Here is a 25,878-nt window from a genome sequence, read left to right on the forward strand (position 1 = left end):
AGGAAGCCGAGTTCCGCACTCGGGCAGCCGAGTTCCACGTTGAGGCGGCTGAACTCCACACTCAGGCAGCCGAGTTCCACATTCAGGCAGTTGAACCCCAGATTCAGGTAGCCGAGTTCACGTTTATGGCCTCGGGTCAGGCCTATTGTGTATGGAGCCCGCCCCGGTTTTTTAGTGTGACTACGGCGAGGATGCCCTTGTCAAGGCGGGAAAGATGCCTTGACAAGGGCATCCTCGCCGTGTTTTTGGCTGTGGACCGGGGTGGGGTGGGGGGTCTGGGCGGCTGCTTGCGGTGGGTGCCTCGGGTGGCGGTTCGCGGTGGTGGGGTTTGGGCGGATGCTCGCGGTGGGTGCCCCGGGTGGCGGTTCGAGGTGGGGGTTGGGCGGCTGCTTGGTTTGGGTGCCCGGGCGCCGGTTCGTTGGTGGGGGTGGTGGGGTGCCGTGAATGTGGCTTTCACGGCGGAATCGGCCGTGAATGTGGCTTTCACGGCATGGTGGGTGTCACGAAAGTGGCATTGGGGGCCGAATCCGCCCCCGAAGCCACATTCGTGACAGTGGGGGGAGGGCGACACTTAGTCTGTGGTGATGAGGTCGCAGGGGATTTCGATGGCGACCATGGTGGGGCCGCCCAGGGGGCTGAGGACGGTGAGGAAACCGTCCAGGGGGGCCAGGCGGCGTTCGATGCCGCGCAGGCCGGTGCCCAGGTCCGGGTCGGCGCCGCCGCGGCCGTGGTCGCTGATGTTGATGAGCAACCGGCCGCCTTCGTGGCGGACGTCGATGGCGCCGGTTTCCGCGCCCGAGTGCTTCATCGCGTTGTTCAGGACTTCCGAGACCGTGAAGTAGGCGGCGGACTCCACCGCCGGCGTCGGGCGGCCGGGCAGGTCGATGGTGGTTTCCAGGCGCAGCGCGTTCTCCATGGCCAGCGTCCGGATGGCGTCGGCGATGCCGCGGTCGACCAGCACCGGTGGCTGGATACCGCGCACCAGGTCCCGCAGTTCCTGCAACGCCTTGGCCGAACTCGACTTCGCTTCGGCCATCAGGGATTTCGCGGCTTCGGGGTGCTCGTCGACGATGCGGCTGGCCGCGTCCAGGGTCATGCCCATGGCCACCAGCCGAGCCTGCGCGCCGTCGTGCAGGTTCCGCTCGATCCGCCGCAGTTCCCCGGCCTGGCTGTCGACGGCTTCACCGCGGGTTTCGGTGAGGTGCTGGACGCGGTGGGTCAGGCGGGTGTTCTCGGTGGGGGAAAGCAACAACCCCGCCAATCTGCCGTGCACACGCAACAAGCGCGGCGCGAGCCAGAGTGCCAGCGGGAAGTGCGCGACGCCGAGCGCGGCGGCGGCCCAGGCGGTGGGCTGGTCGACCACGGGCACCACCACGTACCAGTTTCCCAGCCAGGCGTCGTCGGGCGAGGACTCCAGGAACGGCATGGCGATCCCGCGCAGGCCGTGCAGCATCAGCGCCAGCGGGGTGAAGGTGAGCAGCAACCCGCCGCACGAGTCCACCAGCAGCCACAGCGCGTCCCGCCAGTTCGCCCGGTCGCCGAGCAGCCGGTGGCAGCGCTGCACGGCCGTGGTGGCGCCGGTGTCCGGCAGGTACGGCACCGGAATGCGCACACCGGACCAGCTCAGCGCCAGGTTCCGCTGCAGGTTCATCACCCGCTGGACGGTCAGCACCACCGGTGGCAGCAGCAACAGGCCCAAGCCCACCCCGACCAGCGAACCGGCGAAGACCACCAGCACGAACAGCACCAGCTCGACCAGCGCGAGCCCGGCCAGTGCGGTGCCACGCAGGGTGGCCGTCCAGCCGTCCCGTAACGCTGAATCGCTGCTCGTCATGCCATTCATTATGGGCCGGGGAACCGCCTCGGTCGGTAGTGCTAAGCCCCGTACGGAATGGGTGTCTACCACCATCGGAAACCGCGCGCGCCCTCCGTAGCGTCCTCCACGGGCAGTACCGAGACCGGTGATTCCAGGGGAGTGGCGAAAAATGCGGCAGCACCAAGGCGTACCGGACGCGGTCCGGCTCCTGTCCGTGCGGAAGGTCCACGGCAAGCAACGCGGGGTCGTCGCGCTGAACGGGGTGACCGTCGGCTTCGGCCGGGGCACCTTCACCGCCGTGATGGGCCCGTCGGGCTCGGGCAAGAGCACGCTGCTGCACTGCGCGGCCGGCCTGGACCGCCCCACCTCCGGCGCGGTCTTCCTCGGCGAGCAGGACCTCAGCGGGCTCAGCGAGATCCGGCTGACCACCCTGCGCCGGGACCGGATCGGGTTCGTCTTCCAGGCGTTCAACCTGCTGCCCGCGCTGACCGTGTGGCAGAACGTCACCCTCCCGCTGCGCCTGGCCGGGCGCAAGGCCGACCGGGACACCGTCGCGCGGGTGATCGACCGGGTCGGCCTCGGCGACCGCCACCGCCACCGCCCCGGCGAGCTGTCCGGCGGCCAGCAGCAGCGGGTCGCCATCGCCAGGGCGCTGGTCACCCAGCCGGAGGTCGTCTTCGCCGACGAGCCGACCGGCGCGCTCGACACGCGGGCCGCCCGCGAGGTGCTGGGCCTGCTCCGGGAAGCGAAGGAACTGGCCGGGCAGACCATCGTGATGGTGACGCACGACCCGGTCGCCGCCGCCTACGCCGACCGGGTGCTGTTCCTGGCCGACGGCGAGGTCGTCGGCGAACTGCTCGAGCCGACCGCCGACGAGGTGGCCCGGCGGATGACCCACCTGGGCGCCTGGGCCGACGAGCGGCCCCAGGACGGGCCGCGGCTGACGGGATCGGTGCGCTGATGTTCGGGCTCGCGCTGAGCACGCTGCGCTTCCGCAAGGGCGGCTTCGTGGCCACCTTCGTCGCGTTGTTCCTCGGCACCGCCGTGGTGATGGCCTGCGGCGGGCTGATGGAGACCGGCATCGGCACGGTCATCCCGCCGCAGCGGCTCGCCGCGGCGCCGATCGTGGTGGCCGGGGACCAGACCTACCACCTGCCCTCGGTCTACGCCGGCACCGAGGACGAGTACCACGAGACGGCGGTGCTGGCCGAACGGGTGCGGCTGGACGCCGGGCTCTCGGCGGCGATCGAACGCGTCCCAGGGGTCGCGAAGGTCGTCGCCGACGTGTCCTTCCCCGCCTCGGTCCCCGGAGACGACGGCGCTCCCGCCGTCCCGGGGACCCAGCGCGGGCACGACTGGAGCTCGGCCGAACTCGCGCCCTACGGGCTGCGGGAAGGCCGGGCGCCGGAACGGGAGGGTGAGGTCGTGCTCGACGAGACCATCGCCACCCGGACCGGCCACCAGGCGGGCAGCGCGCTGCCCATCGCGGTGCCCGGTGGCGTGCGGTCCTTCGAAGTCGTCGGCATCGCTTCGACCGGAAACCCCCTCGCGGTCGAGTCGATGTTCTTCGCCGCCGCGGACGCCCAGCGCTTCGCTGTGGCGCCCGGCCAGGTGGACGCCTTCGGAGTGCTGCCCGCCCCGGGCACCGACCTCACCGCCCTGCGCGGGCTGGTCGACGCCCAACTCCAGGGCCGGGGCGCGGTCACGCTGGTCGGCGACGACCGCGGTCTCGCCGAGTTCGCGCAGGCCGCTTCCGACGGGGAGCTGCTGATCATCCTGGCCGCGGTGTTCGGCGGGCTGGCGATCCAGGTCGCCATGTTCGTCGTCGCCAGCACGCTGGGCCTGTCCGTGCAGCAACGCCGCCGTGAGATGGCCCTGCTCCGGGCGGTCGGCACCACACCGGGGCAGCTCAGCCGGATGATCACCGGCGAGGCCATGGTGGTCGGCGTGCTGGCCACCGGGCTCGCCTGCATCCCTGGCGCGTTCCTGGGCAGCTGGCTGTTCGACCGGCTCACCGGCTTCGGCGTGTTCCAGCCGGTGCTGAAGTTCCACCAGAGCTGGCTGTCCGCCGCGGCGGCGATCGTCGTCGGCCTCGGGTCCGCCTGGGGCGCCGCCTTCGTCGCGGCCCGGTTCGCGGCGAAGGCCCGGCCGGTCGAGGCGATGCGGGAGACCGCGGGCCCGGCCCGCTGGCTGACCGCGTTCCGGCTCTGGTGCGGGGTGTCCAGCCTGGTCTGCGGCCTGGTGCTGGCGTACCTGACGATCACCGTGATGGACGGCCCGCTGGCCGCCAGCACGGCCGGACCGGCGGTGACGCTGGTGGCGACCGCGGTGGCGCTGTTCTCGCCCGGCCTGACCAAGGTGCTGGTCGCCGTGCTGCACCTGCCGGTGCGGGCGGTGTCCGGGCTGTCCGGGTACCTGGCGACGCTGAACGCCAGGGCGCGGTGGCTGCCGATGTCCGGCGCGGTCACCCCGATCATGCTGGCCACCGGGCTGGCCGTGTTCATGCTCTACTTCCAGACCACCCAGACCGAGGCGGCCAGGCAGGAGTACGACCAGGCGCTGGTCGCCGACGCGGTGGTCACCTCGGCCACCGGGGAGATCTCCGACGAGCTGGTCGGGCAGGTGGGCGCCACGCCCGGCGTCGGCACCGCGTCCGCCTTCGTGACCAGCAAGGGGTACAACGAAAGCCCGTCGGACAGCTCGCAGGACGAGGACGGTGTCGAGCTGAACGGCGTCACCGCCGCGGCCGCCGCGCAGACCCGCCAGGGCGACGTCGTCTCCGGACGGCTCGACGCACTGGTGGGCAACACGATCGCGCTGCCGGCGGATCGCGCGGAACGGCTCGGGTCGGGCGTCGGCGACGTCATCACCATGCGCCTCGGGGACGGCGCCAGCGTGCCGCTGGAGATCGTGGCGATCCTGCGCACCCAGTCCGACTTCTCCACCGCGTTGATGCCCGCGAGCACGCTGGCGCCGCACACCACGGCGGGCGTGGTGACCCAGTTGCTGGTCACCGCCGCGCCCGGCACCGGCACCGACCAGCTCTCCGCCGCGCTGACCGCGTTCGCCGCAGGCAAGCCAGGGCTGACCGTGGCCGACCGGTCCTCGCTCACCGAGGCCTACCTGGCCGAGGAACAGGCGAACGCCTGGGTCAACTACCTCATCGTGGGCCTGCTGCTGGTCTACGCGGCCATCTCCGTGGTGAACACGCTGGTGATGGCGACCGCGCACCGCCGAAGGGAATTCGGCCTGCAGCGGCTCACCGGGGCCACGCGCGGGCAGGTGCTGCGGATGATCACCGTGGAGGCGCTGATGGTCGCCGCGATCGGGGGCCTGCTGGGCAGCCTGGTCGCCGCGTCGATGCTGGTGCCGTTCAGCGCGGCGGTGTCGGACAGCTGGCTGCCCGCGGGTCCACTGTGGATCTACCCGGCGGTGCTGGGGCTGGCGGTGCTGCTGACCGTGGTGGCCACGCTGGTCCCGGCCTGGCTCACCCTGCGCACGCAGAACTCGGCGGGCGTGCTCGCGGCCGAGTAAGGGGTGCGGCTTGACCGCGCACTGCTGTCAGTGCGCGGTCAGCCCCAGGTCACCGCCCCGTTCTAGCGTTCCCCTCGTGAGCACAGCAACGGGCGGGACCGCAGGCGACTGGGACGCCATCGTGGTGGGATCGGGCATCGGCGGCCTGGTCTGCGCCGGGTACCTGGTCGCCGCCGGGCGCCGCGTGCTGGTGCTCGAACAGCACGACGTGGCGGGCGGCAACAGCCACGTCTTCCGCCGCCGCCGGGCCTACGAGTTCGACGTGGGCGTGCACTACCTCGGCGACTGCGGCCCCGGCGGCCTGCTGCCGTCGATCCTCGGCGGGCTGGGCCTGGCCGAGCGCGTCCGGTTCCACCCGATGGACCCGGACGGCTTCGACCGGATCGTGCTGCCGAGCGTCACCGTGGACGTCCCGGTCGGCTGGCCGCGTTACCTCGACCGGCTGCGGCAGGCACTGCCCGCCGAGGCCGAGGGACTCACCCGGTACATCGGAATCTGCGAGGCGGTCGCGCGAACCTGCCGCACCAACGCCACTTCGGCGCCGGGCGGCAAACTGCCCGCGGTGATGCTGCGCTGGAGCAGGCGCACGCTGACCCAGCTCTTCGACCACTGTGGACTGTCGGCGCGGGCGCGGACCGTGCTCGCCGCCCAGTCCGGGAACTACGGTTCGGCACCGGCGAGCACCCTGGTCGTCGCGCACACCATGATGATCGACGACTACCTGCGCGGCGCCTACTACCCCGAGGGCGGGGGCCAGACGGTGGCCGCCGCGCTGGTGGAGCTGCTCGAATCCCACGGCGGGACGCTGCTGACCAAGACCAGGGTCGGGCGGGTGCTCGTGGAGCACGGGCGCGTGGCCGGGGTGGAGCTGACCGACGGCACCGAGTTCCGCGCGCCGGTCGTGGTGTCCAATGCGGACTACCGGCGGACCGTGCTGGAACTGTGCGGTGGCAACGAGAACCTGCCGGACGCGGTGGTGGACCGGGCCAGGGACGCACGGATGCGCCTGCCCACCGCGGTTTGCTACGTCGCGCTCGACCGCGAACTGCCCGAGCAGCCGAACTCGAACATCTGGTACTGGCCGGACGAGGACGTCGAAGGCGCCTACGCCCGCGTCGAAGCGGGCGACCTGGACGAACTGCCGTTCGCCTTCCTTTCCTTCGCCTCCATCAAGGATCCCGTTCCCGGCTCGTGCTGCCCGCCGGGCCACACCAACTTCCAGATCATGACCGCCTGCCCGCCCGGCTACCGGCACTGGGGACTGGACGAGGGCCCGGCGCGGGGTGCCCGGTACCGCCGCGACGCGGCCTACCTCGCGGCCAAGAACCGCCTCACCGACCAGATGCTGGACCTCGCCGAGGCGGCCATCGGGCCGTTCCGGGAACACCTGGTGCACCTGGAAACCTCGACGCCGGTGACCCAGGAGCGCTACACCCTGTCCACCGGCGGCAGCGCCTACGGGCTGCAGAGCTGGGGCCGGACCGGGCAGCGCCCGGACGTGCGCACCGGGATCGAGGGCCTGTTCCTCACCGGCCAGAACATCCACCACGGCGGCGGCATCGTCGGGGTCGCCACCAGTGGCGCCGCCTGCGCGTCGGCGATCCTGGACCGCGCGGTGCTGCCGGAGGTCTGCCGGGGCGCGGTCTACGGGAACCCGGAACTGCTGCCCGCCCGCGGCGCCGACTGGGACCCGCTTCGGGTTTCCCGTGGCGCGAGGCGCCGGGACGCCCGCGGCCTGGCGAAGCTGGACCACGTGGCACCCGCGGGTTCCTGAAGCTCCACGAACAGAGTTTTTTGTCCTGTCCGGAAAGGAAAGTGAGCGTCATGACGGAAACCGTCGAGAGCGTGCGTGAACAGGTGGTGGCCGGGGTGATCACCGCGCTGGGCGTGGTGCTCGAGGAGGAGATCCCCGACCTGGCCGAGGACACCCGGCTGGCCGACGTCGGCCTGGACTCCACCGGGGTGCTGGAACTGCTGATGCAGCTGGAGGAAACCCTCGGGGTGGAGTTCGACACCGACAACCTCGAGATGAGCCACTTCGAGTCGGTCCGGTCGCTGGCGGGCTTCGTCAGCGCGGAAATGGCCGGCTGAAGCCATGACGGCGATCGCGGGGGCGGACACCGGGCTGTGGCGCCGGTGTCACGGCACGGCCAGGGAACGCGGGCTCGCCCCCGCACTCGCCGCCCTGCTCTCGGCGCTGCCGCCCGGCGCCTCCGCCCTCGGGCCCGGTGGTTGTGCCGTGCTGCCCGCCGGGACGGACACCGGCGGCGTGGTGGTGCGGGAAGCGAACCCGCCCGGCGGCCCGGTGGTGCTGGTGCGGGGTGAACCCGGTCCCGGCGAGCCGGTGCTGGCGGTGGGTGCGGTCTGGCTGCGGCTCGGGCTTTCCCAGTACCTGCTGGACCGCTGCCTCGAACACCTGGGGGAGCGGTGGACCGGCGACACCACGGTGCTGCGGCAGCAACTGGTCCAGGGCGCGATCGCCGAGGTGGTGACCCTGCACCTGCAGGTGCGCGCCGAACTGGCCGTGGCCGGGGATTCCCCGGACGAAGGACAGCTGCACGCCAAGCTCACCGAAGCCGATCGTGGCCTGTTGCGCCTGCTGGGCGCCGCCGGCTTCCTGGCGGGCGGGCCGGGCGAGGTCGCCGACCTCTCCGAACTGCTCGCCGGTGCCTTCACGGGAGAAACCGCATGACCGCCACCGTGCTCGACGACCGGCTCCGGGAACTGCGGGCGCAGGCCCGGCACTGGAGCCAGGACTTCCGCGCCTTCGGCACCGAGCTGGACCGCGATCCCGACGCGGTGGCCCGGTGCACGGACCTGCCCGGCGTCCGGTGCCTGGCCGAGATGATCATCCCGGCCGAGTACGGCGGTCGCGGCGTGGCGGCTGGTGGACACCGGTTCTTCGGCATGTCCGCGCTGGAACGCGCGGTGGTGCTGGAGGAGTTCGCCTGCGGTGACGCGGGGGTGCTGCTCGCCGCGCCCGGTGCGTCCATGTCCGGCGTGCTGGTCGACATGCTCGGCGACGAACAGCAGAAGGAATGGTTCTACGGTTCCCTACTGGAAAGTCCGAAGTGGACGTTCTTCGCGGTGACCGAACCGGCCCGCGGGTCCGACGCGAACGCGCTGGAGACCGCGCTGGAACCGGCGGAGGACGGCGATTTCGTGTTGTCCGGCCGGAAGAAGTACGTCGGCAACGCCGCCCGCGCGCGGCTCGGTGTGGTCTTCGCCCGCACCCGCCCAGGTCCGCTGGGGGTGACCGCGGTGCTGGTCGACACCACCACGCCCGGCTTCCACGCCGGGCCACTGGACATGATCGGCCTGCGTGGCGCGCGGATCTGCGCGATCGACCTGGATTCCGTCGCGATCCCCGCCGGGCGCGTGCTCGGCCGTCACCTTTCGCCCACCCGGCGCGGGATGTGGGCCTGCGCGCGGACGTTCAACCGGCTGCGGCCCGGTGTCGCCGCGATCGCGCTGGGGATCGCCCGCGCCGCCCACGAGTACGTGCTGACCCACCGGCGTTCGCTCGGTCACGCCGAACGGGACCGGCTGGACCGGCTCGGCCGCCGGATCGACGGTGCCCGGCACCTGGTGCACCTGTCGGCCGTCGAGGTCGACGCCGACGCGGGCAACGGTTTCCTCGCCTCCGCCGCGAAGGCGGACGCGGCCCGGCTCGCCGAGGACGCCACCCTGCTGGCCGCCGGGTTCTTCGGCCCGCGTGCCCGCTGGGAACACCCGGCGCTGGACAAGCTCACCCGGGACGCCAGGGGAGTGGAGTTCATGGAAGGCACCGGGAACATCCAGAAGCTCAACGTTTTCCACGGCGTGCTGACCGGGAAGCTCGGCCGGGACGATCCCTTTCCCGCCTTCGGGCGCGCGCTTTCGACTGGAGGATCTTCGTGCGGGTGATAACCAGGCCGGAGGAGTTCGACGTCTCCGATCTCTACCTCGATCTCCACCGGTTCGCCGGACGGCGGCTGTTCCTCAAGTGCGAGGGCTTCAACTTCGCCGGCTCGGGCAAGCTGAACCCCGCCGCGGAGATGGTGGCCGCCGCCGAACGGGCCGGCACGCTGCGCCCGGGGGCGACCATGGTGGAGACCACCTCGGGCAGCACCGGGGTGGCGCTGAGCATGCTCGCGGCGAGCCGGGGCTACCGGTTCGTCTGCGTCACCGACTCGCGGTGCACCCTGACCGCGCGCCAGCTCATGCAGAACCTCGGCGCCGAGGTCCACGTGGTCACCGAACCGCATCCGGACGAGGGCCTGCTGGGCGCCCGGCTGCGGCTGGTCCGGCGGCTGTGCACGGACAACCCGGGGTACGTCTGGCTCGACCAGTACGAGAACCCGGAGAACTGGCTGGCCCACTACCGGACGACCGGACCGGCGATCCTGAACACCTTCCCGGAACTGGACGTGCTCTTCGTCGGCACGGACACCGCCGGGACCCTGACCGGCTGCGCCCGCTACTTCCGTGAGGTCCGGCCGTCCACGCGGATCGTCGCGGTGGAAAGCGCCGAGCCGGCCCAGCGCATCCCCGGGCACGGCGAGTGCCGGCCCGGCCTGCTCGAAGAGTCCCTGGTGGACGCCGTGGTGCGGGTCGGCGAACCGGCCGCGGTGCGTGCCTGCCGGCGACTGGTGCGGCAGGGCTTCCTGCTCGGCGGGCCCACGGGCACCGTGCTGGCCGGGGCGCTGAACTGGCTGGCCGCGCACGGCGACGAGGACCTGACCGCCGTGGCGATCTCACCCGACCTCGGCGACCGCTACCTGGACACCGTCTACCAGGACCAGTGGGTGGCCGACAGCTACGGGCCCGGCGCACTCCTCGACGACACCCTGACCGCCGAAACCTTCTCCGAGGTGCCCCGATGACCGCTGTCGACGCGACCCTGCCCCTGTCCACCGCGCAGACCGACGTCTGGTTCGACGAGCAGCTCTCCGGCGGGGGCCTCGCCTACGCGATGGCCGACTACTTGGACATCCGCGGCCCGCTCGACACCACTGTGTTCGAAGCCGCGCTGTGCAGGCTGGCCGAGGAGGCGGAGTGCTTCCGGGCGCGGTTCTTCGAGGTGGCCGGTGAACCCCGGCAGGTCATCGAACCGCTGCCGGAGCTGCCCGTGCGTTACCCGGATCTGACCGGGGAGGCCGATCCGGTGACGGCGGCCGTGGCGTGGATGCACGAGGATCTGCGCAAGCCGTTCGCGCTGACCGACTTCCCGCTGTTCCGCGGCGCGCTGCTCAAGCTGGGCCCGCGGCGGCACTTCTGGTACCTGACCACGCACCACCTGGTCGGCGACGGGTACAGCGCGGCGATCTGCCACCGGCGCCTCGGTGAGCTGTACAACGCGCTGCTGACCGGTAAGTCCATTGAGGACGGAAGACTGCCGTCGTTCCGGCACCTGCTGGAAGCCGACCTGGCCTACCAGGACTCGACCCACCGGGTGCGGGACAAGGAGTTCTGGAGCGGGCACTTCGAGTCCACTCCGGACCTCGTCAGCCTTTCCGGCTCCGAACCGGCGCCCGCGCGCGGGTTCCTGCGCCGCAGCCTGGTGCTGCCCGGGCGGACCGCGAGTGCGGTGCGGGCGGCCGTGGCGGCGGCGAAGGTGACCCTGCCGACGTTCGTGATCGCCGCGATGGGCGCCTACACGCAACGGGTTTCCGGGCTCACCGAGCTGCTGCTCACCGTCCCGGTGGCGGCACGGGCCGGCGTGCGCTCCCGGGCCACGCCCGGCATGGTGGCGAACTACCTGCCGCTGCGCATGGTGGTGGAACCGGACATGACGCCGGGTGAACTGCTGGCGCGGTCGTCGCGTGAGCTCGCCAGGACCCTGAAGCACCAGCGCTACCACGTGAACCAGATCCGCCGCGACATCGGCGTGCGCAGCGACGAGCGCAGGCCGTTCGGCGGGCCGTTCGTCAACGTGCTGCCGCCCGACCCCGGGCTGCGCCTCGGCGAGTGCGAAACCCGGCTGAACAACCTGTCCACCGGCATCACCAACGACCTGTCGGTGACCGTGCTGGACGCCGTCGACGGTGGCATCGAGCTGCACCTGAACGGCAACCCCGACCTCTACGACGGCCCCGGCGTGCAAGCCCACCTGGACCGCTTCGCCGCCTTCCTGGAGCGGTTCGCGCTGGCCGACCCGGACGGCTTCCTCGGCCGTGTGGACGTGCTCACCGAGGACGAGGCAGGTGCCGCGCTCGCGCTGGGCGTGGGTGCTTCCGGAACGGTGGACGCCGACCTGCTGACCCGGTTGCGGGCGGTCGCCGAGGCCACGCCGGACGCGGTCGCGGTGGTCGACGACGGTGGCGCGGTGACGTACTCGGCGTTGCTGGGCCGGGCGAGCGCGTTGTCGCGGCGCCTGCCGGGCGGTCTGGCCGGGGTGCTGGCCGAGCCCGGGATCGGGTTCGTCACGGCGGTGCTGGGCGTGCTGGGTTCCGGTGGGGCGTATGTGCCGCTGGACCCGTCGATGCCGGTGGCGCGGCTGGCCGGGTTGCTGGCCGACAGCGGTGCCGGAGCGTTGGTGGTCGGCTCCGGCCACGAGGAGCTGGCGGCCCGGATCGCCGGGCGATCGCCGTTGGTGCCGCTGGACGACGCCGAGGACGCGGCGGGCTCGTGGTCGCCGGTTTCCGGTGCGGAGGACGACCTGGCGTACGTGATCTTCACTTCGGGTTCGACCGGCAAGCCCAAGGGCGCGATGGTGCACCGGCGCGGCATGGTGAACCACCTGCTGGCCAAGGTCGAGGACCTGGACCTGCGGGCGTCCGACGTGCTGGTGCAGAACGCGCCGCTGACCTTCGACGTGTCGGTGTGGCAGATGCTCGCGCCGCTCCTGGTCGGCGGACAGGTGCGGGTGGTGGACCGGGCCACGGCCGCCGACCCGGACGCGTTGTTCGGCCTGATCCCCGCCGAGGGCGTGTCGGTGCTGGAAGTGGTGCCTTCCCTGCTGCGGGCCGCCTTGGACGCCTGGGACATCGCGGGCGGCGAAGTCGCGTTGCCGGGGTTGCGGTGGCTGGTGGTCACCGGGGAGGCGTTGCCGCCGGACCTGAGTGCCCGGTGGTTCGCGCGGTTCCCGGAGATCGCGCTGGTGAACGCCTACGGCCCCACGGAATGCTCGGACGACGTGACGCATGCCGTGCTCAGGTCCGGCGAAGAAGGCGCCCGGGTGCCGATCGGCCGCCCGGTGCGGAACTGCCGGCTGTACGTGCTGGGTGACGAACTGCGCCCGGTGCCGGTCGGCGCGATGGGCGAACTCTACGTCGGCGGGCTGGTGGTCGGCCGGGGTTATGTGAACGCGCCCGAGCGGACGGCTTCGGTGTTCGTGGCGGATCCGTTCGGTGAGCCGGGTGCGCGGATGTACCGCACGGGGGACCGGGTGGTGTCGCGGCCGGACGGTGCGCTGGAGTTCGTGGAGCGGCGGGACTTCCAGGTGAAGATCCGCGGCCACCGCATCGAACTGGGCGAGATCGAGAGCACCCTGCGGTCGCTGCCGGAGGTCGCGGACGCCGTGGTGCGGGTGCTCACCGACCCCGCCGGGACCACCCGGCTCGCCGCCTACCTGACCAGCGCCGGGACCGGCGCGCTCGACGCGGCGGCGGTGCGCAGCACGCTGCAGCAGCTCCTGCCGGACTACATGGTGCCCTCGGCGATGTTCGCCCTGGACCGGCTGCCGCTGACCGAGCACGGCAAGGTCGACCGGGAGGCGCTGCCCGAACCCGACTTCGGCGCCGAGCTGGTCGGCCGGGCCCCGCGCGACGCCGCCGAGCAGATCCTCTGCGACGTGCTGGCCGAGGTGCTGACCGTGCCCCGGGTCTACATCGACGACAACTTCTTCGCCCTCGGCGGTGACAGCATCAGCGCCATCCAGGTGGTCAGCCGCGCCCGCAAGGCGGGACTGGTGATCACCCCGCGTGACATCCTGGAGAACCGGACCCCCGCGGCGATCGCGGTCGGCGCGACCCTGTCCGGCGCCACGGCGGAGTTCGTGGCGCCCGAGGGCCCGCTGGTCGAGGTGTCGGCGGACGAGCTGGCCGAACTGACCGCCGACGGCACCACCGTCGAGGACCTGCTGCCGCTTTCCCCGTTGCAGCAAGGACTCCTGTTCCACTCGGAGTTCGATCCGGACGGGGTGGACGTCTACACCGTGCAGGCCGTGGCGAACCTCGAGGGGGCTCTCGACGTGGCCGCCGTGCGGGCCGCCTGTGCCGCGCTGCTGCACCGGCACGCCACATTGCGCGCGTATTTCCGTCACCTCCGGACCGGTGAGGCCGTGCAGGTGATCGCCGCCGGGGTGGACCTGCCCTGGACCGAGCTGGACCTGAGCCACCTCCCGGCGGCGGAACGCGAAGCGGAGCTGCGGCGGATCCTCGACGAGGACCGCGCCGGCCGGTTCGACCTCGCCCGGCCGCCGCTGGTGCGGTTCACCCTGATCAAACTGGCGGCGGGGGAGTTCCGCTTCCTCTGGACCGCGCACCACATCGCCACCGACGGCTGGTCCGTGCCGATCCTCATCCGCGAGCTTTCCGAGCTGTACCAGCACGGTCCGGATGCCGGGCTGCCCGCGGTGACCCCGTTCCGCGACTACCTGGCCTGGCTGGCGGGCCAGGACCAGGTGGCGGCGCGGCGGGCCTGGCGCACGGTGCTGGACGGGCTCGCGGAACCGACCCGGATCGCGCCGCCCGCCGCCGAACCGGCGCGGTCGCTGCCCGCCTCGGCCGAGCTGGCACTGTCCGAATCGGACACGGCCCGGCTCTCGGCCTGGGCCAGGGGGCACGAACTGACGCTGAACACCCTCGTCCAGGCGTGCTGGGCGATCCTGGTCGGCAGGCTCGCCGGGCAGCGCGACGTGGTGTTCGGTTCGGTCACTTCAGGGCGCCCGGCGGAACTGCCCGGCGTCGAGACGATGGTCGGCATGTTCGTCAACACCGTGCCGGTCCGGGCGCGGCTGGACCCGGCCCGGCCGATCGCCGAGCTGCTGGCCGAACTCCGGCGGCAGCAGTCGGCGATGCTGTCCTGGCAGCACGTCGGGCTCGCCGAGGTGCAGAACGAGGTCCCGGGACTGGCCGGGGTGGGTGAGCTCTTCGACACCGCGGTGGTGTTCGAGAACGTGCCCGCCGACGATCAGGGCCCGCAGGTGACGCTCGGCGAGCACGTGCGGGTGGTCGACGCGGTGACCCTCGACTCGCGGCACTACCCGCTCAGCCTGGTGGTGGAACCGGGGCGGCGGCTGATCTTCCGCTTCGACTACGCCACGGAACTGTTCGCCCCCGCGGAGATCGAGCTGCTGACCCGCCGTTTCTCGGCGCTGCTGGACGCGGTCACCACCGATCCCGCCGCACTGCTGGGCCGGGTCGACGTGGTGACCCGCGACGAGCACGCCGAGCTGCTGGCGCGGGGCACCGGGACGATCGGCGAAGTCGGCGAGCCGCTGCTGACCCGCCTGCGTGGGGTCGCCGCGGCCACCCCGGATGCGGTCGCGGTGGTGGACGACGGTGGTGCCGTGACGTATTCGGCGTTGCTGGAGCGGGCGAACGCGCTGGCCCGGCGGCTGCCCTCCGGGCTGGTCGGTGTGCTGGCCGACCCGGGCATCGGGTTCGTCTCCGCCATCCTGGGCGCCTGGAGCGCCGGCGGCGCCTACCTGCCGTTGGACGCGTCGATGCCGGAAGCGCGGCTGGCGGGCTTGCTCGCGGACAGCGGTGCCGAGGCCTTGGTGGTCGGACCGGGACACGGTGAGCTGGCGGCAAAGATCGCCGGGCACCTGCCGTCGGTCACGCTGGACGACGCAGAGGAAACCACGAGCCGCGCTGTGTCCACAGAGGACGACGCGCTGGCGTACGTGATCTTCACCTCCGGGTCCACGGGCAAGCCCAAGGGCGCGATGGTGCACCAGCGGGGCATGGTGAACCACCTGCTCGCGAAGGTCGAGGACCTGGACCTGCGTGCCACGGACATCGTGGTGCAGAACGCGCCGCTGACCTTCGACGTGTCGGTGTGGCAGATGCTGGCGCCGCTGCTGGTCGGCGCGCAGGTGCGCGTGGTCGGCCGCACCACGGCCGCCGATCCCGACGCGTTGTTCGGGCTGATTCCGGCCGAGGGTGTGTCGGTGCTGGAAGTGGTGCCGTCCCTGCTGCGGGTGGCTCTGGACGCGTGGGACATCGCGGGCGCCGAGGTCGCGCTGCCGGGATTGCGGTGGCTGGTGGTCACCGGGGAGGCGCTGCCGCCGGACCTGGGTGTCCGCTGGTTCGCGCGTTTCCCCGGAATCCCGCTGGTGAACGCCTTCGGGCCGACCGAATGCTCGGACGACGTCACCCACGCCTTCCTGTACTCCGGCGAAGACTGTGCCGGGGTCCGCGTGCCGATCGGCCGCCCGGTGCGCAACTCCCGGCTGTACGTGCTCAGCGATGAGCTGCGCCCGGTGCCGGCCGGGGTCCCGGGCGAGCTGTACGTCGGCGGGCTGGTGGTCGGGCGCGGTTATGTGAACGCACCCGAGCGGACGGCTTCGGTGTTCGTGGCGGATCCGTTCGGTGAGCAGGGTGCGCGGATGTACCGCACCGGCGATCGGGTGGTGTCGCGGCCGGACGGTTCGCTGGAGTTCGTGGAGCGCCGGGACTTCCAGGTGAAGATCCGCGGCCACCGCATCGAACTCGGTGAGATCGAAGCCGTGCTCGCCGCGCATCCGGCGGTCGGCGAGACCGTGGTGCTGGTGCGTGGTGAGAAGAGCGACCAGCGGCTGGTGGCCTACGTGGTGCCCGCCGAACCGGTCGACCCCGCCGCGCTGCGCGAGCACCTCGGCGACCGGCTCCCGGCCTACATGGTGCCCCACGCGCTGGTGGTGCTGGAGAAGTTCCCGCTCACCGCCCACGGCAAGGTCGACCGCAAGGCACTGCCCGCGCCCGAAGAAGAGGCACGGCAGCAGGCCAGGGGACCGCGGACGCCGGTGGAGGAAACCCTCTGCGGGATCTACGCCGAGGTGCTCGGCCTGGCCGCGGTCGGCATCGACGAGGACTTCTTCACCCTGGGCGGGCATTCGCTGCTGGCGACCGCGGTGGTCAGCCGGGTGCGGTCCGCGCTGGACGCCGAACTGCCGGTGCGGGACCTGTTCGAGGCCCGGACCGTCGCCCGGCTCGCTGAACGGCTCGCCTCCGCCGGTCAGGCCCGCGCCGGTTTCCGGAAGCTCGACCGCCCCGAGCGGCCGCCGCTGTCCTTCGCACAGCTGCGCATGTGGTTCCTCAACCGGCTCGACGGTGACGGCGGCGCCTACAACATCTCCCTGGCCGTCCGCCTTTCCGGTGACGTGGAGCCCTCGGCGCTGGTCGCCGCGGTCGAGGACGTGATCGCGCGCCACGAGATCCTCCGCACCACCTTCCCGGACCAGGACGGCGTGCCGTACCAGCGGATCCTGGACACCGGGCTCCCGCTCGAAACGACCACGCTCCCCGAAACCGGCCTGACCGCGACGCTCTCCGCGGAAGCGGCCCGTGGCTTCGACCTCGCCGTCGACCGTCCATTCCGGACCCGGTTGTTCCGGCTCGGCGACGAGTACGTGCTCCTGCTGGTGCTCCACCACATCGCCGGCGACGCCTGGTCGGTGGACGTGCTGGCCCGCGACCTCGCCACCGCCTACCAGCACCGGCTCGCCGTCCGGGCACCCGGCTGGGCCGAGCTGCCCGCGCAGTACGCGGACTACGCCGTGTGGCAACGCGAACTGCTCGGCGACGCGGACCGGGACGAGAGCGTGCTGAACCGCCAGCTGGACTTCTGGCGCGGCGCGCTGGCCGGGGTGCCGGACGAACTGGCCCTGCCCGCCGACCTGCCGCGGACGGCCGCGACCGCCTACCGCGGTGGCACGATCGAATTCGACCTGCCGCCCGAGGTCCACAAGGGACTATCCGACCTGGCTCAGCGCGCCGGGGCCAGCGTGTTCATGGTGCTCCAGGCCGCTGTCGCCACCCTGCTGGCGAAACTCGGTGCCGGTTCCGACATCCCGCTGGGCAGCCTGGTCGCCGGGCGGACCGACGAAGCCGTGCACGACCTGGTCGGCTTCTTCGTCAACACGGTGGTGCTGCGCACGGACACCGGCGGCGACCCGCGGTTCACCGAACTGGTGGAGCGCGTCCGTGACACCGACCTGGCCGCCTACGCCCACCAGGAACTGCCGTTCGAGCACCTGCTCGACACGCTGCGCCCGGCCCGGTCGCTGTCCCGGCAACCGCTGTTCCAGGTGATGCTGGCCCACTACGAGGTTCCGGAAGCCGGGTTCGAACTCGGTGGCCTGCGGGTGCGGCCGGAGCCACTGCCCGCCACCCACGCCAAGTTCAAATTCGACCTGACCTTCCAGTTCGGCGAACGCCGCGCGGGCGGTGGCCTGGAAGGCACCGTCGAGTACAGCGCCGACCTGTTCAGCGCCGAAGCGGCCGGGCAGCTCGGCGCCCGCCTCACCCGCCTGCTCACCGCGGTGGCCGCCGACCCGGACCGGCCGCTGAGCCGGATCGACGTGCTCACCACCGCCGAACGCGGCCGGGTGCTGAACGAGTGGGGTGGCCTGGCCGCCGGGCCGCAGGGCGATCTCGCCCGGCTGCTCACCGGCCGCGCCACCGCGACGGCGTTGACCGGCGACGGGATTTCCCTGACCTACACGGAACTGCGGTCGCGGGTGCACCGGCTCGCCAGGGCACTCATCGCCGCCGGGGCCGGGCCGGAGAAGGTCGTCACGATCGCCTCGGCGGCTCGGGTGGACAGGCTGATCGCCGTGCTGGCGGTGCTCACCGCGGGCGCCGCCTACCACCTGCCCGGCCCGTCGGCCGAGGTCGAGCCGTTCCTGGTGCTCGACCGGGAACCGGACACGGCGGAGTTCTCCGCCACGAGACCGAAAACCTCCTCGCTCCCGGGGCATGCCGCGTCGGTGACCGGAGACGGTGTCGTGCTGTCGCGCGGCGCGCTCGCGGACGTGGTCGCCGGTTTGCGGGACCAGATCCGCACCCGGGACCGGGTTTCCCTGCCCGGCGACGACTACGCGATCCCGGCGGCGCTGGCGACCTTCCTCGCGGGTGGCGCGGTGCTGCTCGACGACTCCGGCGACCCGACTGTCCTGCTGGCCACGCCGACCCGGCTGAAGTGCCGCCCCGGGTTCGAGGGCGTGCGGGTGCTCGCCACCGGTGAACCCCTCAGCGGCGCACTGGCCGAACGCGTGCACGACCACGGCGGGAGCGTGCTGAACCACTACGGCCGCCGGGAAACCGGCTACTTCTCGGTGGCCGCCGAGCCGACGCCTGGCGAGGCGGTCGCGGCACTGGGCGAGCCGATGCCCGGCGTCCGGGCCTACGTGCTGGACGAGGGACTGCGCCCGGTCGCCCCGGGCGTCCGCGGTGAGCTCTACCTCGGCGGCGCACGCCTGGCGCGGGGGTACCTCGGCCGCACTTCCCGGACGGCACGACGGTTCGTCGCCGATCCGTTCGGGCCGCCGGGTGCGCGGATGTTCCGCACCGGCGACCTGGTGCGCTGGCGGGCCGACGGCACCCTGGACTTCCTCGCGAAGGCGGGGGAGGAGGCCCGCGTGCGCGGGTTCGCCGTCCGGCCGGCGGAGATCGAGACCGCGCTGGCCGGGTACCCGGCGGTGGCGGCGGCCGCGGTGGTGGTGCGCGACGACCGCCTGCTCGCCTATCTGACCGCAGACGGCGTGGACCTGGTCCTCCTGCGCGAGCACCTGGCGCAGGTCCTGCCGGACTTCGCCGTGCCGTCGGCCTTCGTCGTGCTGGACGCGCTCCCGGTCACCCCGGACGGGCGGCTCGACCACGCGGCCCTGCCCGAACCGGCACCGCAGGCCCGCACCGGGCCGGGCACACCGGCCGAGCAGGTCCTGCGGGCGGCGTTCGCCGAAACCCTCGGGCTGGCCACGGTCGACGTCGACGCCGACTTCTTCGAGCTGGGCGGCGACAGCCTGCGCTCGGTCCGGCTGGTCGCCCTCGCCCGCAAGGCCGGGCTGCCGCTCACCGTGGCCGACGTGCTGACCCACGGCACCATCGAGCGCCTGGCCGCCACGGCGGGCCGGGCCGAGGTCACCGGCGCGCTGGTCGAGGCGTTCGCGCCGGTGCTGCCCATCCGGCCCACCGGCGACCGGGAGCCGTTGTTCTGCGTGCACGCCGGGCTCGGGCTCAGCCTGCCCTACCTCGGCCTGGCCCGGTACCTCGACGCCGGCCGCCCGATCTACGGCCTCCAGTCGCCGAACATCGACGAGGACCGGGAGTTCCCGGCCAGCGTGGAGGAAGTGGCGGCGGAGTACCTCGGCCGGATCACCGAGATCCAGCCCGAAGGGCCGTACCACCTGCTCGGCTGGTCGTTCGGCGGCCTGCTGGTGCACGAGATCGCCGTCCAGCTCCAGGCCGCGGGCCACCAGGTCGCGCTGTTGTCTATTTTGGACAGTTACCCGGTGGACGACGAGACCGAGGCCGTGCCGTCGGAACGGGAACTGCTGACCAGCTTCCTGGAACACGTCGGGTTCGACGGCGAGCAGTTCGCCGGAGCCGAGCTGACCGCCGAGGACGTGCTCGAGGTGCTGCGCCGCGGTGACTCGCGGCTGGCCGACATCGGCGAGGAACGGATGAAAAGGGTGCTGGCGGTGATGAACAACAACGCCCGGCTCGCCCACCGGTACCGGCCGTCGAAGTTCACCGGCGGCCTTCAGCTGGTCATCGCCACCGACGGGCTCAGCCCCGGGGAGATCGCCGGACGGGCGAGCCGGTGGGCGCCGTTCACCGGCGGCGCGGTCGAGAGCCACGAGCTCGACTGCGGTCACGAATACCTGATGCATTCCGCACCACAGGGCCGGATCGGTGCCCTGCTGGCCGCGCGGCTCGACCGGTCCACGTCCGCCGAAGGGGAGCTATGAGCACCGCGTCCACCATCCCAGCGTCCACCAGCCCGGGGCCCGCCGATCCGGCACCCACGGGCCCGGAGCCCGCCGGCCGGGTGCCCACCGAGGACCGGAAGAGCGTGCCGTTCACCGCGGCGGTGGAGACGCTGGCACTGGCCGGGCGCCGCCTGGTGCACCTGCGCAAGGCCCCCGGCAGGCTGCTCGCGGTCACGCTGAACTCGCTGATCACCATGCTGGCCATCGGGTACGTGTTCAAGGACGCGGTGATCGTCCCCGGCGGCGGCAGCTACCCCGAGTTCCTGCTGCCCGCGGCGCTGATGCAGGTTGGGCTGGCCAGCATCGCGCCCACCGCGATCGCGGTGGCGATGGACCTCAAGGGCGGGCTGACCGACCGGTTCCGCTCCCTGCCGATCACCCGGCCCAGCGTGCTGATCGGGCACAGCATCGGCGACCTGGTGGTCGGCCTGATCGCGCTGGTGCTGGTGGTGGGCGCCGGGGTGCTGGTCGGCGGCCGCGTGCACACCGGCTTCCTGCCGCTGCTGGCCGGGCTCGGCCTGCTGGTGGTCTTCCTCTACGTGATGATCTGGGTGGGCGTGCTGCTCGGGCTCACCATGCGCAACCCCGAGTCGATCGACGGCATCGGCGCGGTGATGACCCTCGGGCTTTCCTTCCTCTCCAACGCCTTCATGTCCATCGACCGGCTGCCGTCCTGGCTGCGCCCGATCGCCGAGTGGAACCCGGTCAGCTCGGTCACCAACGCCGTGCGCCAGCTCTGGGGCAACCCGGTGGCCGTCGGCACCGACTTCCCGTCCCGCCACCCCGGCGTGGTGATCGCCGTCTCGCTGACGGTGGTCTTCGTGCTGGCCACCCTGTTCAGCTTCCGCCGCTACCGGGTCGCCTGAGGCAGGCGGAAACCCCTCTACGAAAGAATCGGAGTGCCGACGTGACAAACCCTTTCGACGACCAGGACGGGACGTTCCTGGCGCTGGTGAACGCCGAAGAGCAGTACAGCCTCTGGCCGGTGTTCGCCGAGGTGCCCGTGGGCTGGACCGTGGCGCTCGGCGAGTGCACGCGGGAGCAGGCGCTGGCCTTCGTCAGCGCCAACTGGACCGATCTGCGCCCGAAGAGCCTCCGGGAAGCCCGCTGATGCGCGCCGGGGCGGACCTCGCGATCGAGGCCGAGGGCCTGCGCAAGCGCTACGGCAAGCACGACGCGCTCGGCGGGGTCGACCTGTCCGTGCGCGCGGGCACCGTGCTCGGCCTGCTCGGGCCGAACGGCGCCGGGAAGACCACCACCGTGCGGGTGCTCGCCACCCTGCTGCGCCCGGACGGCGGCACCGCCAGGGTGGCCGGGTTCGACGTGGTCAGCGAGGCCAAGCAGGTGCAGCGGCGGATCGGCCTGGCCGGGCAGTACGCCGCGGTGGACGAGCTGCTCACCGGGCGGCAGAACCTGGTGCTGCTGGGCACGCTGCTGCACCTCGGCCGCAAGGCGGCCAAGGCGCGGGCAGGCGAACTGCTGGAGCGCTTCGGCCTGAGCGCCGCCGCGGACCGGTCGGTGCAGACCTACTCCGGTGGCATGCGGCGGCGCCTCGACCTGGCGACCTGCCTGCTCGCCCGCCCGCCGGTGCTGTTCCTCGACGAGCCGACCACCGGGCTCGACCCGGCCAGCCGGATGACGCTGTGGACGCTGGTGCGCGAGCTGGTCGACGAGGGCGTCACCGTGCTGCTCACCACGCAGTACCTGGAGGAGGCCGACTTCCTCGCCGACCACATCGTGGTGATCGACACCGGCCGGGTGATCGCCGAGGGCACCGCCGACGAGCTGAAGCGGAAGGTGGGCCAGGAACGGCTCGAGGTCTCGGTGACCGGCGGGCTCGCCGAAGCCGTCGCCGCGCTGTCCCAGGTCACCGCGAGCGCGCCGGTGGTGGACGAGCGCAAGCGGAGCATCGCGATCGAGCTGCACGACAACGCCACCGGGATCGCCGCGGCGGCCACGGCGCTGCGGGAGGCGGGGGTGGAGTTCAGTGATTTCGCGCTGCGCCGCCCGACCCTGGACGAGGTCTTCCTCGACCTGACCGGGAGTGCGCCCGCGGAGTGATCCGCCGCCACCAGCTCAGCTGCCCGCCCAGCGAGATCAGGACGGGCAGCACGAGGGTGCGCACGAGCACCGCGTCCACCAGCAGCGCGGCCGCGGTGCTCCAGCCGAACGCCCGGAACTCGCCGGTGCCCGCCAGGCCGAAGGCGATGCACGCGCCGAACGCGACGGCCACCGCCCCGCCGATCGCGCTCGCGCTGCGGCGGACCCCGCCGGTCATCGCGTGCCGCGCGGACATCCCGGTCAGCGCCTCGCTGCGGAACCGGTGCAGCAGGTAGACGTGGATGTCGGTGGACGGCCCGGACAGCACCACCAGCAGCACCATCGGCGCCCACTCGGGGATGTGCGCCACCTGCATGGCCAGCAGGCCCAGCGCCACCAGCACCGAGAGCACGCCCAGCGCGACGCTGGCCAGTGCGACCAGGATCGGCCGGAACGCGATCAGCAACACCAGCACGGTCAGCGCCAGCATCAGCACCAGGGTCAGCACCGCGTCGCCGCTGAGGTAGGGCGGCGCGCCGGGCAGGTCGTGCAGGCCGGCCGAGCGCAGCAGGAAGTGCAGCAGCCCGAGCAGCGCGAGCAGGCCGACCACCGGTGCCGCCAGCCGCGCGGCCAGGCGCGGGGTGTCGCGGTGCACCCGCAGCGCGGGGACGCGGCCCGGCCACCACCGGCGGATCCGCCGGGGTGCCGGGACCGGCAGGAGCGCGAGCAACGCGGGCAGCAGGGTGAGCGCGGCACTGGTCGACACGGCCACCACCACGATCGCGCCGAACGCCACCGGCGCCAGCAGCGCGTCGCCGACCAGCCACAACCCGGTCATCGAGACCGCGATGGCGATGCCGGAGACCAGCGCCGTGCGGCCCGCGGTCGCGGCGACCACCTGCGCGGTGTCCGGGATGTCCCGCCCGTCCGTCACCGCTTCCTGGTGCCGCCGCACGGAGAACAGCACATGGTCCGCCGAGACCACCACTCCCAGCAGCACCACGACGTCGCAGGCCAGGTGGGAGGTCGGCAGCACCGAGGACAGGGCGGTCACCAGGCCGAGCGCGGTGGCGAGCACCGCGCCGAGGAACAACGCCGCGGCCAGCGTCACCAGCGCCGAGCCGAGCACCAGCCACAACAACGCCAGCACCACCGGCGCCCCCAGCACCAGCACCTTCGCCGGATCGGTCGCCACCACCGCGGAGACCGCGCCGGGGAGGCCGGGTGCCAGGCGCAGCCCGGTCCCGGCACCCCCGAGGGCGGCCACCGAGAGGAACACCAGCCAGACCGCCAGGGTGCCGTGGGGGTGACCGGCGCACCAGCGAGCCGCCCGGGCTGTCAGTGGCATTTCCAAGACCGCTCCCTCATCCGGCGCCGCCGGCAGGTGCGGCACAGGGATCGACGACGGTTCTCAGAATGTCGTACCGTGATCGCCCGCACACGGGGCGTGCCACCCCGGTTTGGGGTGGTGCTAGGTCCCGAGCCGGATGCCGTGCCGGGGTGCTTCCGGACGCAGCACCGCCTCGCCGTAGAGGTCGGCGGCCCACTGGTCGTGGTAGACGGTGTCGAGGTACCGGTCGCCGAGGTCCGGGGCGATCGCCACCGCGGTGGCCCCCCGGTCGGAGCGGTGCTTCGCGAACCAGCTCAGCGCCCCGCTCACGACCGTCCCGGTGGAGCCGCCGAAGACGAACCCGCGCCCGGCCAGCAGACGGCAGGTGCGCACGGTGTCCGCCTCCGCCACGTGCACCACGTCGTCCACATAGGACATGTCGAGCAGGGGCGGGCGCACACCGGTGCCCAGTCCGGGGATCATCCTCGGCGCGGCCGGGGTGCCGAAGGTGACCGAGCCGACCGAGTCGACCGCCACCACCCGCACACCGGGCCGGTGTTCACGCAGGTACCGCGCGCAGCCCATCAGCGTGCCGGTGGTCCCGGCGCCGATGAACACCACGTCCGCGTCGGGGAAGCCACCGGCGATCTCCGGGCCGGTGGTCCGGTAGTGCGCCTGCCAGTTCCCCGGATTGGCGTACTGGTTCAGCCAGACGTACCCGTGGCCGGCGCGGAGCTGTTCCACCCGCGCGATCCGGGCGCCGAGCAGGCCGCGTTCCGGGTGCGGTTCGGTGATCACCTGCACCCGCGCGCCGAGCGTCTGCATCAGCTGGCGGGCGCCGAGCGTGCACCGCGAGTCGGTGACGCAGACGAACCCGTACCCGCGGCCCGCGGCGACCAGGCTCAGTGCCACGCCGAGGTTCCCGGACGAGCTTTCCACCAGGGTGGAGCCGGGGCCCAGCTCGCCCCGGCGCTCGGCGGCGGCCACCATTTCGGCGGCCGCCTTGATCTTGATCGACCCGGCGAAGTTGAACCCCTCGCACTTGAGGAAGAGGGACCGCCCGGCGAACTCGGTGAGGTCGACGAACAGATCGCCGACGTTGAACTCCTGGGGCGTGGTTATGATCGGCACGGTTCCGCCCGGGTCACCGCTTGCCGTACCGGTCTAGTTCGAAGAAGAAGTCGGCGACGGTGTGGAGCTCACCGGCCGCGCGGAGCTCGTCCAGCACGTGCCTGCCCACCGCGAGGTCGAGCACGCCGAGCCCGAACGGCGAGAACACCAGCGGGCGCCCGGCGGGTGGGGTGAACTCGCCGGTCATCACGTCGTGCAGGGTGCCGGAGAGGAACTCCCGGCCGCCGGTGGCCTGCTCGGCCAGGTGCACCGAGGTGTTCGCCTTGAGGCAGTGCTCGACGTCGTCGACCACGTTGACCGAGGCGAGGATGACCTCCGGGGCCAGGTCCCGCAGCGAAACGTGCAGCACCAGCGGCGCGTGATCGAAGGCGCTCACGTCGTGGACGTGCGGTTCCCCGGCGACGGTGGCGAAGACGACCAGGTCGCTCGCGCGGATCAGGTCCTCCGCGGTTTCGTGCGTGGTGACCGTGGTGCTTCCGGACTGGCCCGAGGCGCTCAGGTAGTCGCGGAAACCGGCCGCGTGCGCGGCACTGAGGTCGAACACGCCCGCGTCCTCGAACTCCCAGCCGGTGCCCGCCAGGAAGGTGTGCACGTAGCGGGCGATCAGGCCGGTACCGACGAAACCGATCCGCCGCGGACGGCCCCGGACCCGGCTGAGCCAGTCCGCGGCCAGCGCCGCCGAAGCCGCCGTGCGGGTGGCGCTGATGATGGAACTTTCCATGCACGCCAGCGGATAACCGGTCGCCTGATCGTTGAGCACCAGCACCGCCGAGGCGCGGGGAAGCCCGGCGGCCACGTTCTCCGGGAAGCTGGAGATCCACTTGACGCCGTCCACCCCCCGCTCACCACCGAGCGAGGCGGGCAACGCGATGATCCGCGACGACGGCCGATCCGGGAACCGCAGGAAGTACGACGGCGGATTCACCGTGTGCCCCGCCCCGTGCAGCCGGTACGCCGATTCGACCAGCTCCACCAGCGACTTCTCCTGACCCGCGAGCACCTGGTGCACCTGGGCCCCCGACACCACCGCGAACTCCGGCACCGAGTCGATCTCGTTCATGAAAATCTCCTGTGTTGTCTGCCGTGCCTTCGGCACGGCGGGCGAGGTCGCTTTGAGCCGGTCTCCGG

General features: G+C 72.4%; 15 protein-coding genes. 11 read left to right on the forward strand and 4 right to left on the reverse strand.

All coding sequences use genetic code 11. The features are described 5' to 3' along the window. Nucleotides 1-571: 571 nt before the first annotated feature. On the reverse strand, nt 572-1,834 hold the full coding sequence (locus L3Q67_RS29125; protein WP_499184626.1) for a sensor histidine kinase: 1,263 nt from the start codon (nt 1,832-1,834) through the stop codon (nt 572-574). Nucleotides 1,835-1,985: 151 nt separating this feature from the next. Between L3Q67_RS29125 and L3Q67_RS29130 the strand changes: the two genes are divergently transcribed. The 11 genes from L3Q67_RS29130 to L3Q67_RS29180 all read left to right on the forward strand — a co-directional run bounded on the left by L3Q67_RS29130 (nt 1,986) and on the right by L3Q67_RS29180 (nt 22,310). After that, nucleotides 1,986-2,777: an ABC transporter ATP-binding protein gene (locus L3Q67_RS29130; RefSeq protein WP_499184627.1), complete on the forward strand. Its 792-nt coding sequence runs from the start codon at nt 1,986-1,988 to the stop codon at nt 2,775-2,777. Continuing rightward, nucleotides 2,777-5,350 (forward strand): ABC transporter permease, encoded by a 2,574-nt coding sequence (locus L3Q67_RS29135; RefSeq protein WP_499184628.1) that lies wholly within the window; start codon nt 2,777-2,779, stop codon nt 5,348-5,350. The genes L3Q67_RS29130 and L3Q67_RS29135 overlap by 1 nt, the downstream gene beginning before the upstream one ends. Before the next feature lie 76 nt (nt 5,351-5,426). Next, nucleotides 5,427-7,124, forward strand: coding sequence for a phytoene desaturase family protein (locus L3Q67_RS29140; RefSeq protein WP_499184629.1), 1,698 nt, complete (start codon nt 5,427-5,429; stop codon nt 7,122-7,124). A 50-nt stretch (nt 7,125-7,174) separates the two neighbouring features. After that, nucleotides 7,175-7,441, forward strand: coding sequence for an acyl carrier protein (locus L3Q67_RS29145; RefSeq protein ID WP_209667858.1), 267 nt, complete (start codon nt 7,175-7,177; stop codon nt 7,439-7,441). A gap of 4 nt (nt 7,442-7,445) precedes the next feature. Then, nucleotides 7,446-8,042: a DUF2786 domain-containing protein gene (locus L3Q67_RS29150; protein ID WP_499184630.1), complete on the forward strand. Its 597-nt coding sequence runs from the start codon at nt 7,446-7,448 to the stop codon at nt 8,040-8,042. Beyond that, nucleotides 8,039-9,256 carry an acyl-CoA dehydrogenase family protein gene (locus L3Q67_RS29155; protein ID WP_499184631.1) on the forward strand — a complete coding sequence of 406 codons (1,218 nt, stop codon included), beginning with the start codon at nt 8,039-8,041 and terminating at the stop codon, nt 9,254-9,256. Before L3Q67_RS29150 ends, L3Q67_RS29155 begins: the two co-directional genes overlap by 4 nt. Next, nucleotides 9,247-10,215 (forward strand): PALP domain-containing protein, encoded by a 969-nt coding sequence (locus L3Q67_RS29160; RefSeq protein WP_499184632.1) that lies wholly within the window; start codon nt 9,247-9,249, stop codon nt 10,213-10,215. Before L3Q67_RS29155 ends, L3Q67_RS29160 begins: the two co-directional genes overlap by 10 nt. Next, complete coding sequence (locus tag L3Q67_RS29165; protein ID WP_499184633.1) at nt 10,212-20,228, forward strand: non-ribosomal peptide synthetase; 10,017 nt, start codon at nt 10,212-10,214, stop codon at nt 20,226-20,228. The genes L3Q67_RS29160 and L3Q67_RS29165 overlap by 4 nt, the downstream gene beginning before the upstream one ends. Then, the gene (locus L3Q67_RS29170) at nt 20,225-21,115 is read left to right on the forward strand and encodes an ABC transporter permease (RefSeq protein ID WP_499184634.1); all 891 of its coding nucleotides are present in this window, start codon (nt 20,225-20,227) and stop codon (nt 21,113-21,115) included. The genes L3Q67_RS29165 and L3Q67_RS29170 overlap by 4 nt, the downstream gene beginning before the upstream one ends. Nucleotides 21,116-21,156: 41 nt before the next feature. Then, nucleotides 21,157-21,360, forward strand: a complete 204-nt coding sequence (locus L3Q67_RS29175) for an MbtH family protein (protein WP_209667852.1) — start codon at nt 21,157-21,159, stop codon at nt 21,358-21,360. Then, nucleotides 21,360-22,310, forward strand: a complete 951-nt coding sequence (locus tag L3Q67_RS29180) for an ATP-binding cassette domain-containing protein (RefSeq protein WP_395899323.1) — start codon at nt 21,360-21,362, stop codon at nt 22,308-22,310. The genes L3Q67_RS29175 and L3Q67_RS29180 overlap by 1 nt, the downstream gene beginning before the upstream one ends. Here the strand turns inward: L3Q67_RS29180 and L3Q67_RS29185 are convergent. The 3 genes from L3Q67_RS29185 to sbnB form a co-directional block, all read right to left on the reverse strand. Further along, the gene (locus tag L3Q67_RS29185; protein WP_499184635.1) at nt 22,234-23,637 is read right to left on the reverse strand and encodes an MMPL family transporter; all 1,404 of its coding nucleotides are present in this window, start codon (nt 23,635-23,637) and stop codon (nt 22,234-22,236) included. The two genes, L3Q67_RS29180 and L3Q67_RS29185, sit on opposite strands and share 77 nt — an antisense overlap. Nucleotides 23,638-23,760: 123 nt before the next feature. Further along, nucleotides 23,761-24,750 carry a PALP domain-containing protein gene (sbnA, locus tag L3Q67_RS29190; RefSeq protein ID WP_499184636.1) on the reverse strand — a complete coding sequence of 330 codons (990 nt, stop codon included), beginning with the start codon at nt 24,748-24,750 and terminating at the stop codon, nt 23,761-23,763. A 13-nt stretch (nt 24,751-24,763) separates the two neighbouring features. Then, complete coding sequence (gene sbnB / locus L3Q67_RS29195) at nt 24,764-25,810, reverse strand: 2,3-diaminopropionate biosynthesis protein SbnB (RefSeq protein WP_499184637.1); 1,047 nt, start codon at nt 25,808-25,810, stop codon at nt 24,764-24,766. Between the last annotated feature and the right edge of the window lie 68 nt (nt 25,811-25,878).

The sequence above is a fragment of the Saccharothrix sp. AJ9571 genome, from assembly GCF_021725495.1.
Classification (GTDB): Bacteria; Actinomycetota; Actinomycetes; order Mycobacteriales; family Pseudonocardiaceae; genus Amycolatopsis; species Amycolatopsis magusensis.

Excerpts from the sequence above, each read along its gene's own strand:
- L3Q67_RS29155 (WP_499184631.1), top strand. The coding sequence starts at position 8,039 with ATGACCGCCACCGTGCTCGACGACCGGCTCCGGGAACTGCGGGCGCAG.
- L3Q67_RS29170 (WP_499184634.1), top strand. The coding sequence starts at position 20,225 with ATGAGCACCGCGTCCACCATCCCAGCGTCCACCAGCCCGGGGCCCGCC.
- L3Q67_RS29130 (WP_499184627.1), top strand. The coding sequence starts at position 1,986 with ATGCGGCAGCACCAAGGCGTACCGGACGCGGTCCGGCTCCTGTCCGTG.
- L3Q67_RS29145 (WP_209667858.1), top strand. The coding sequence starts at position 7,175 with ATGACGGAAACCGTCGAGAGCGTGCGTGAACAGGTGGTGGCCGGGGTG.
- L3Q67_RS29135 (WP_499184628.1), top strand. The coding sequence starts at position 2,777 with ATGTTCGGGCTCGCGCTGAGCACGCTGCGCTTCCGCAAGGGCGGCTTC.
- L3Q67_RS29180 (WP_395899323.1), top strand. The coding sequence starts at position 21,360 with ATGCGCGCCGGGGCGGACCTCGCGATCGAGGCCGAGGGCCTGCGCAAG.
- L3Q67_RS29150 (WP_499184630.1), top strand. The coding sequence starts at position 7,446 with ATGACGGCGATCGCGGGGGCGGACACCGGGCTGTGGCGCCGGTGTCAC.
- sbnB (WP_499184637.1), bottom strand. The coding sequence starts at position 25,810 with ATGAACGAGATCGACTCGGTGCCGGAGTTCGCGGTGGTGTCGGGGGCC.
- L3Q67_RS29125 (WP_499184626.1), bottom strand. The coding sequence starts at position 1,834 with ATGACGAGCAGCGATTCAGCGTTACGGGACGGCTGGACGGCCACCCTG.
- L3Q67_RS29165 (WP_499184633.1), top strand. The coding sequence starts at position 10,212 with ATGACCGCTGTCGACGCGACCCTGCCCCTGTCCACCGCGCAGACCGAC.
- L3Q67_RS29185 (WP_499184635.1), bottom strand. The coding sequence starts at position 23,637 with ATGCCACTGACAGCCCGGGCGGCTCGCTGGTGCGCCGGTCACCCCCAC.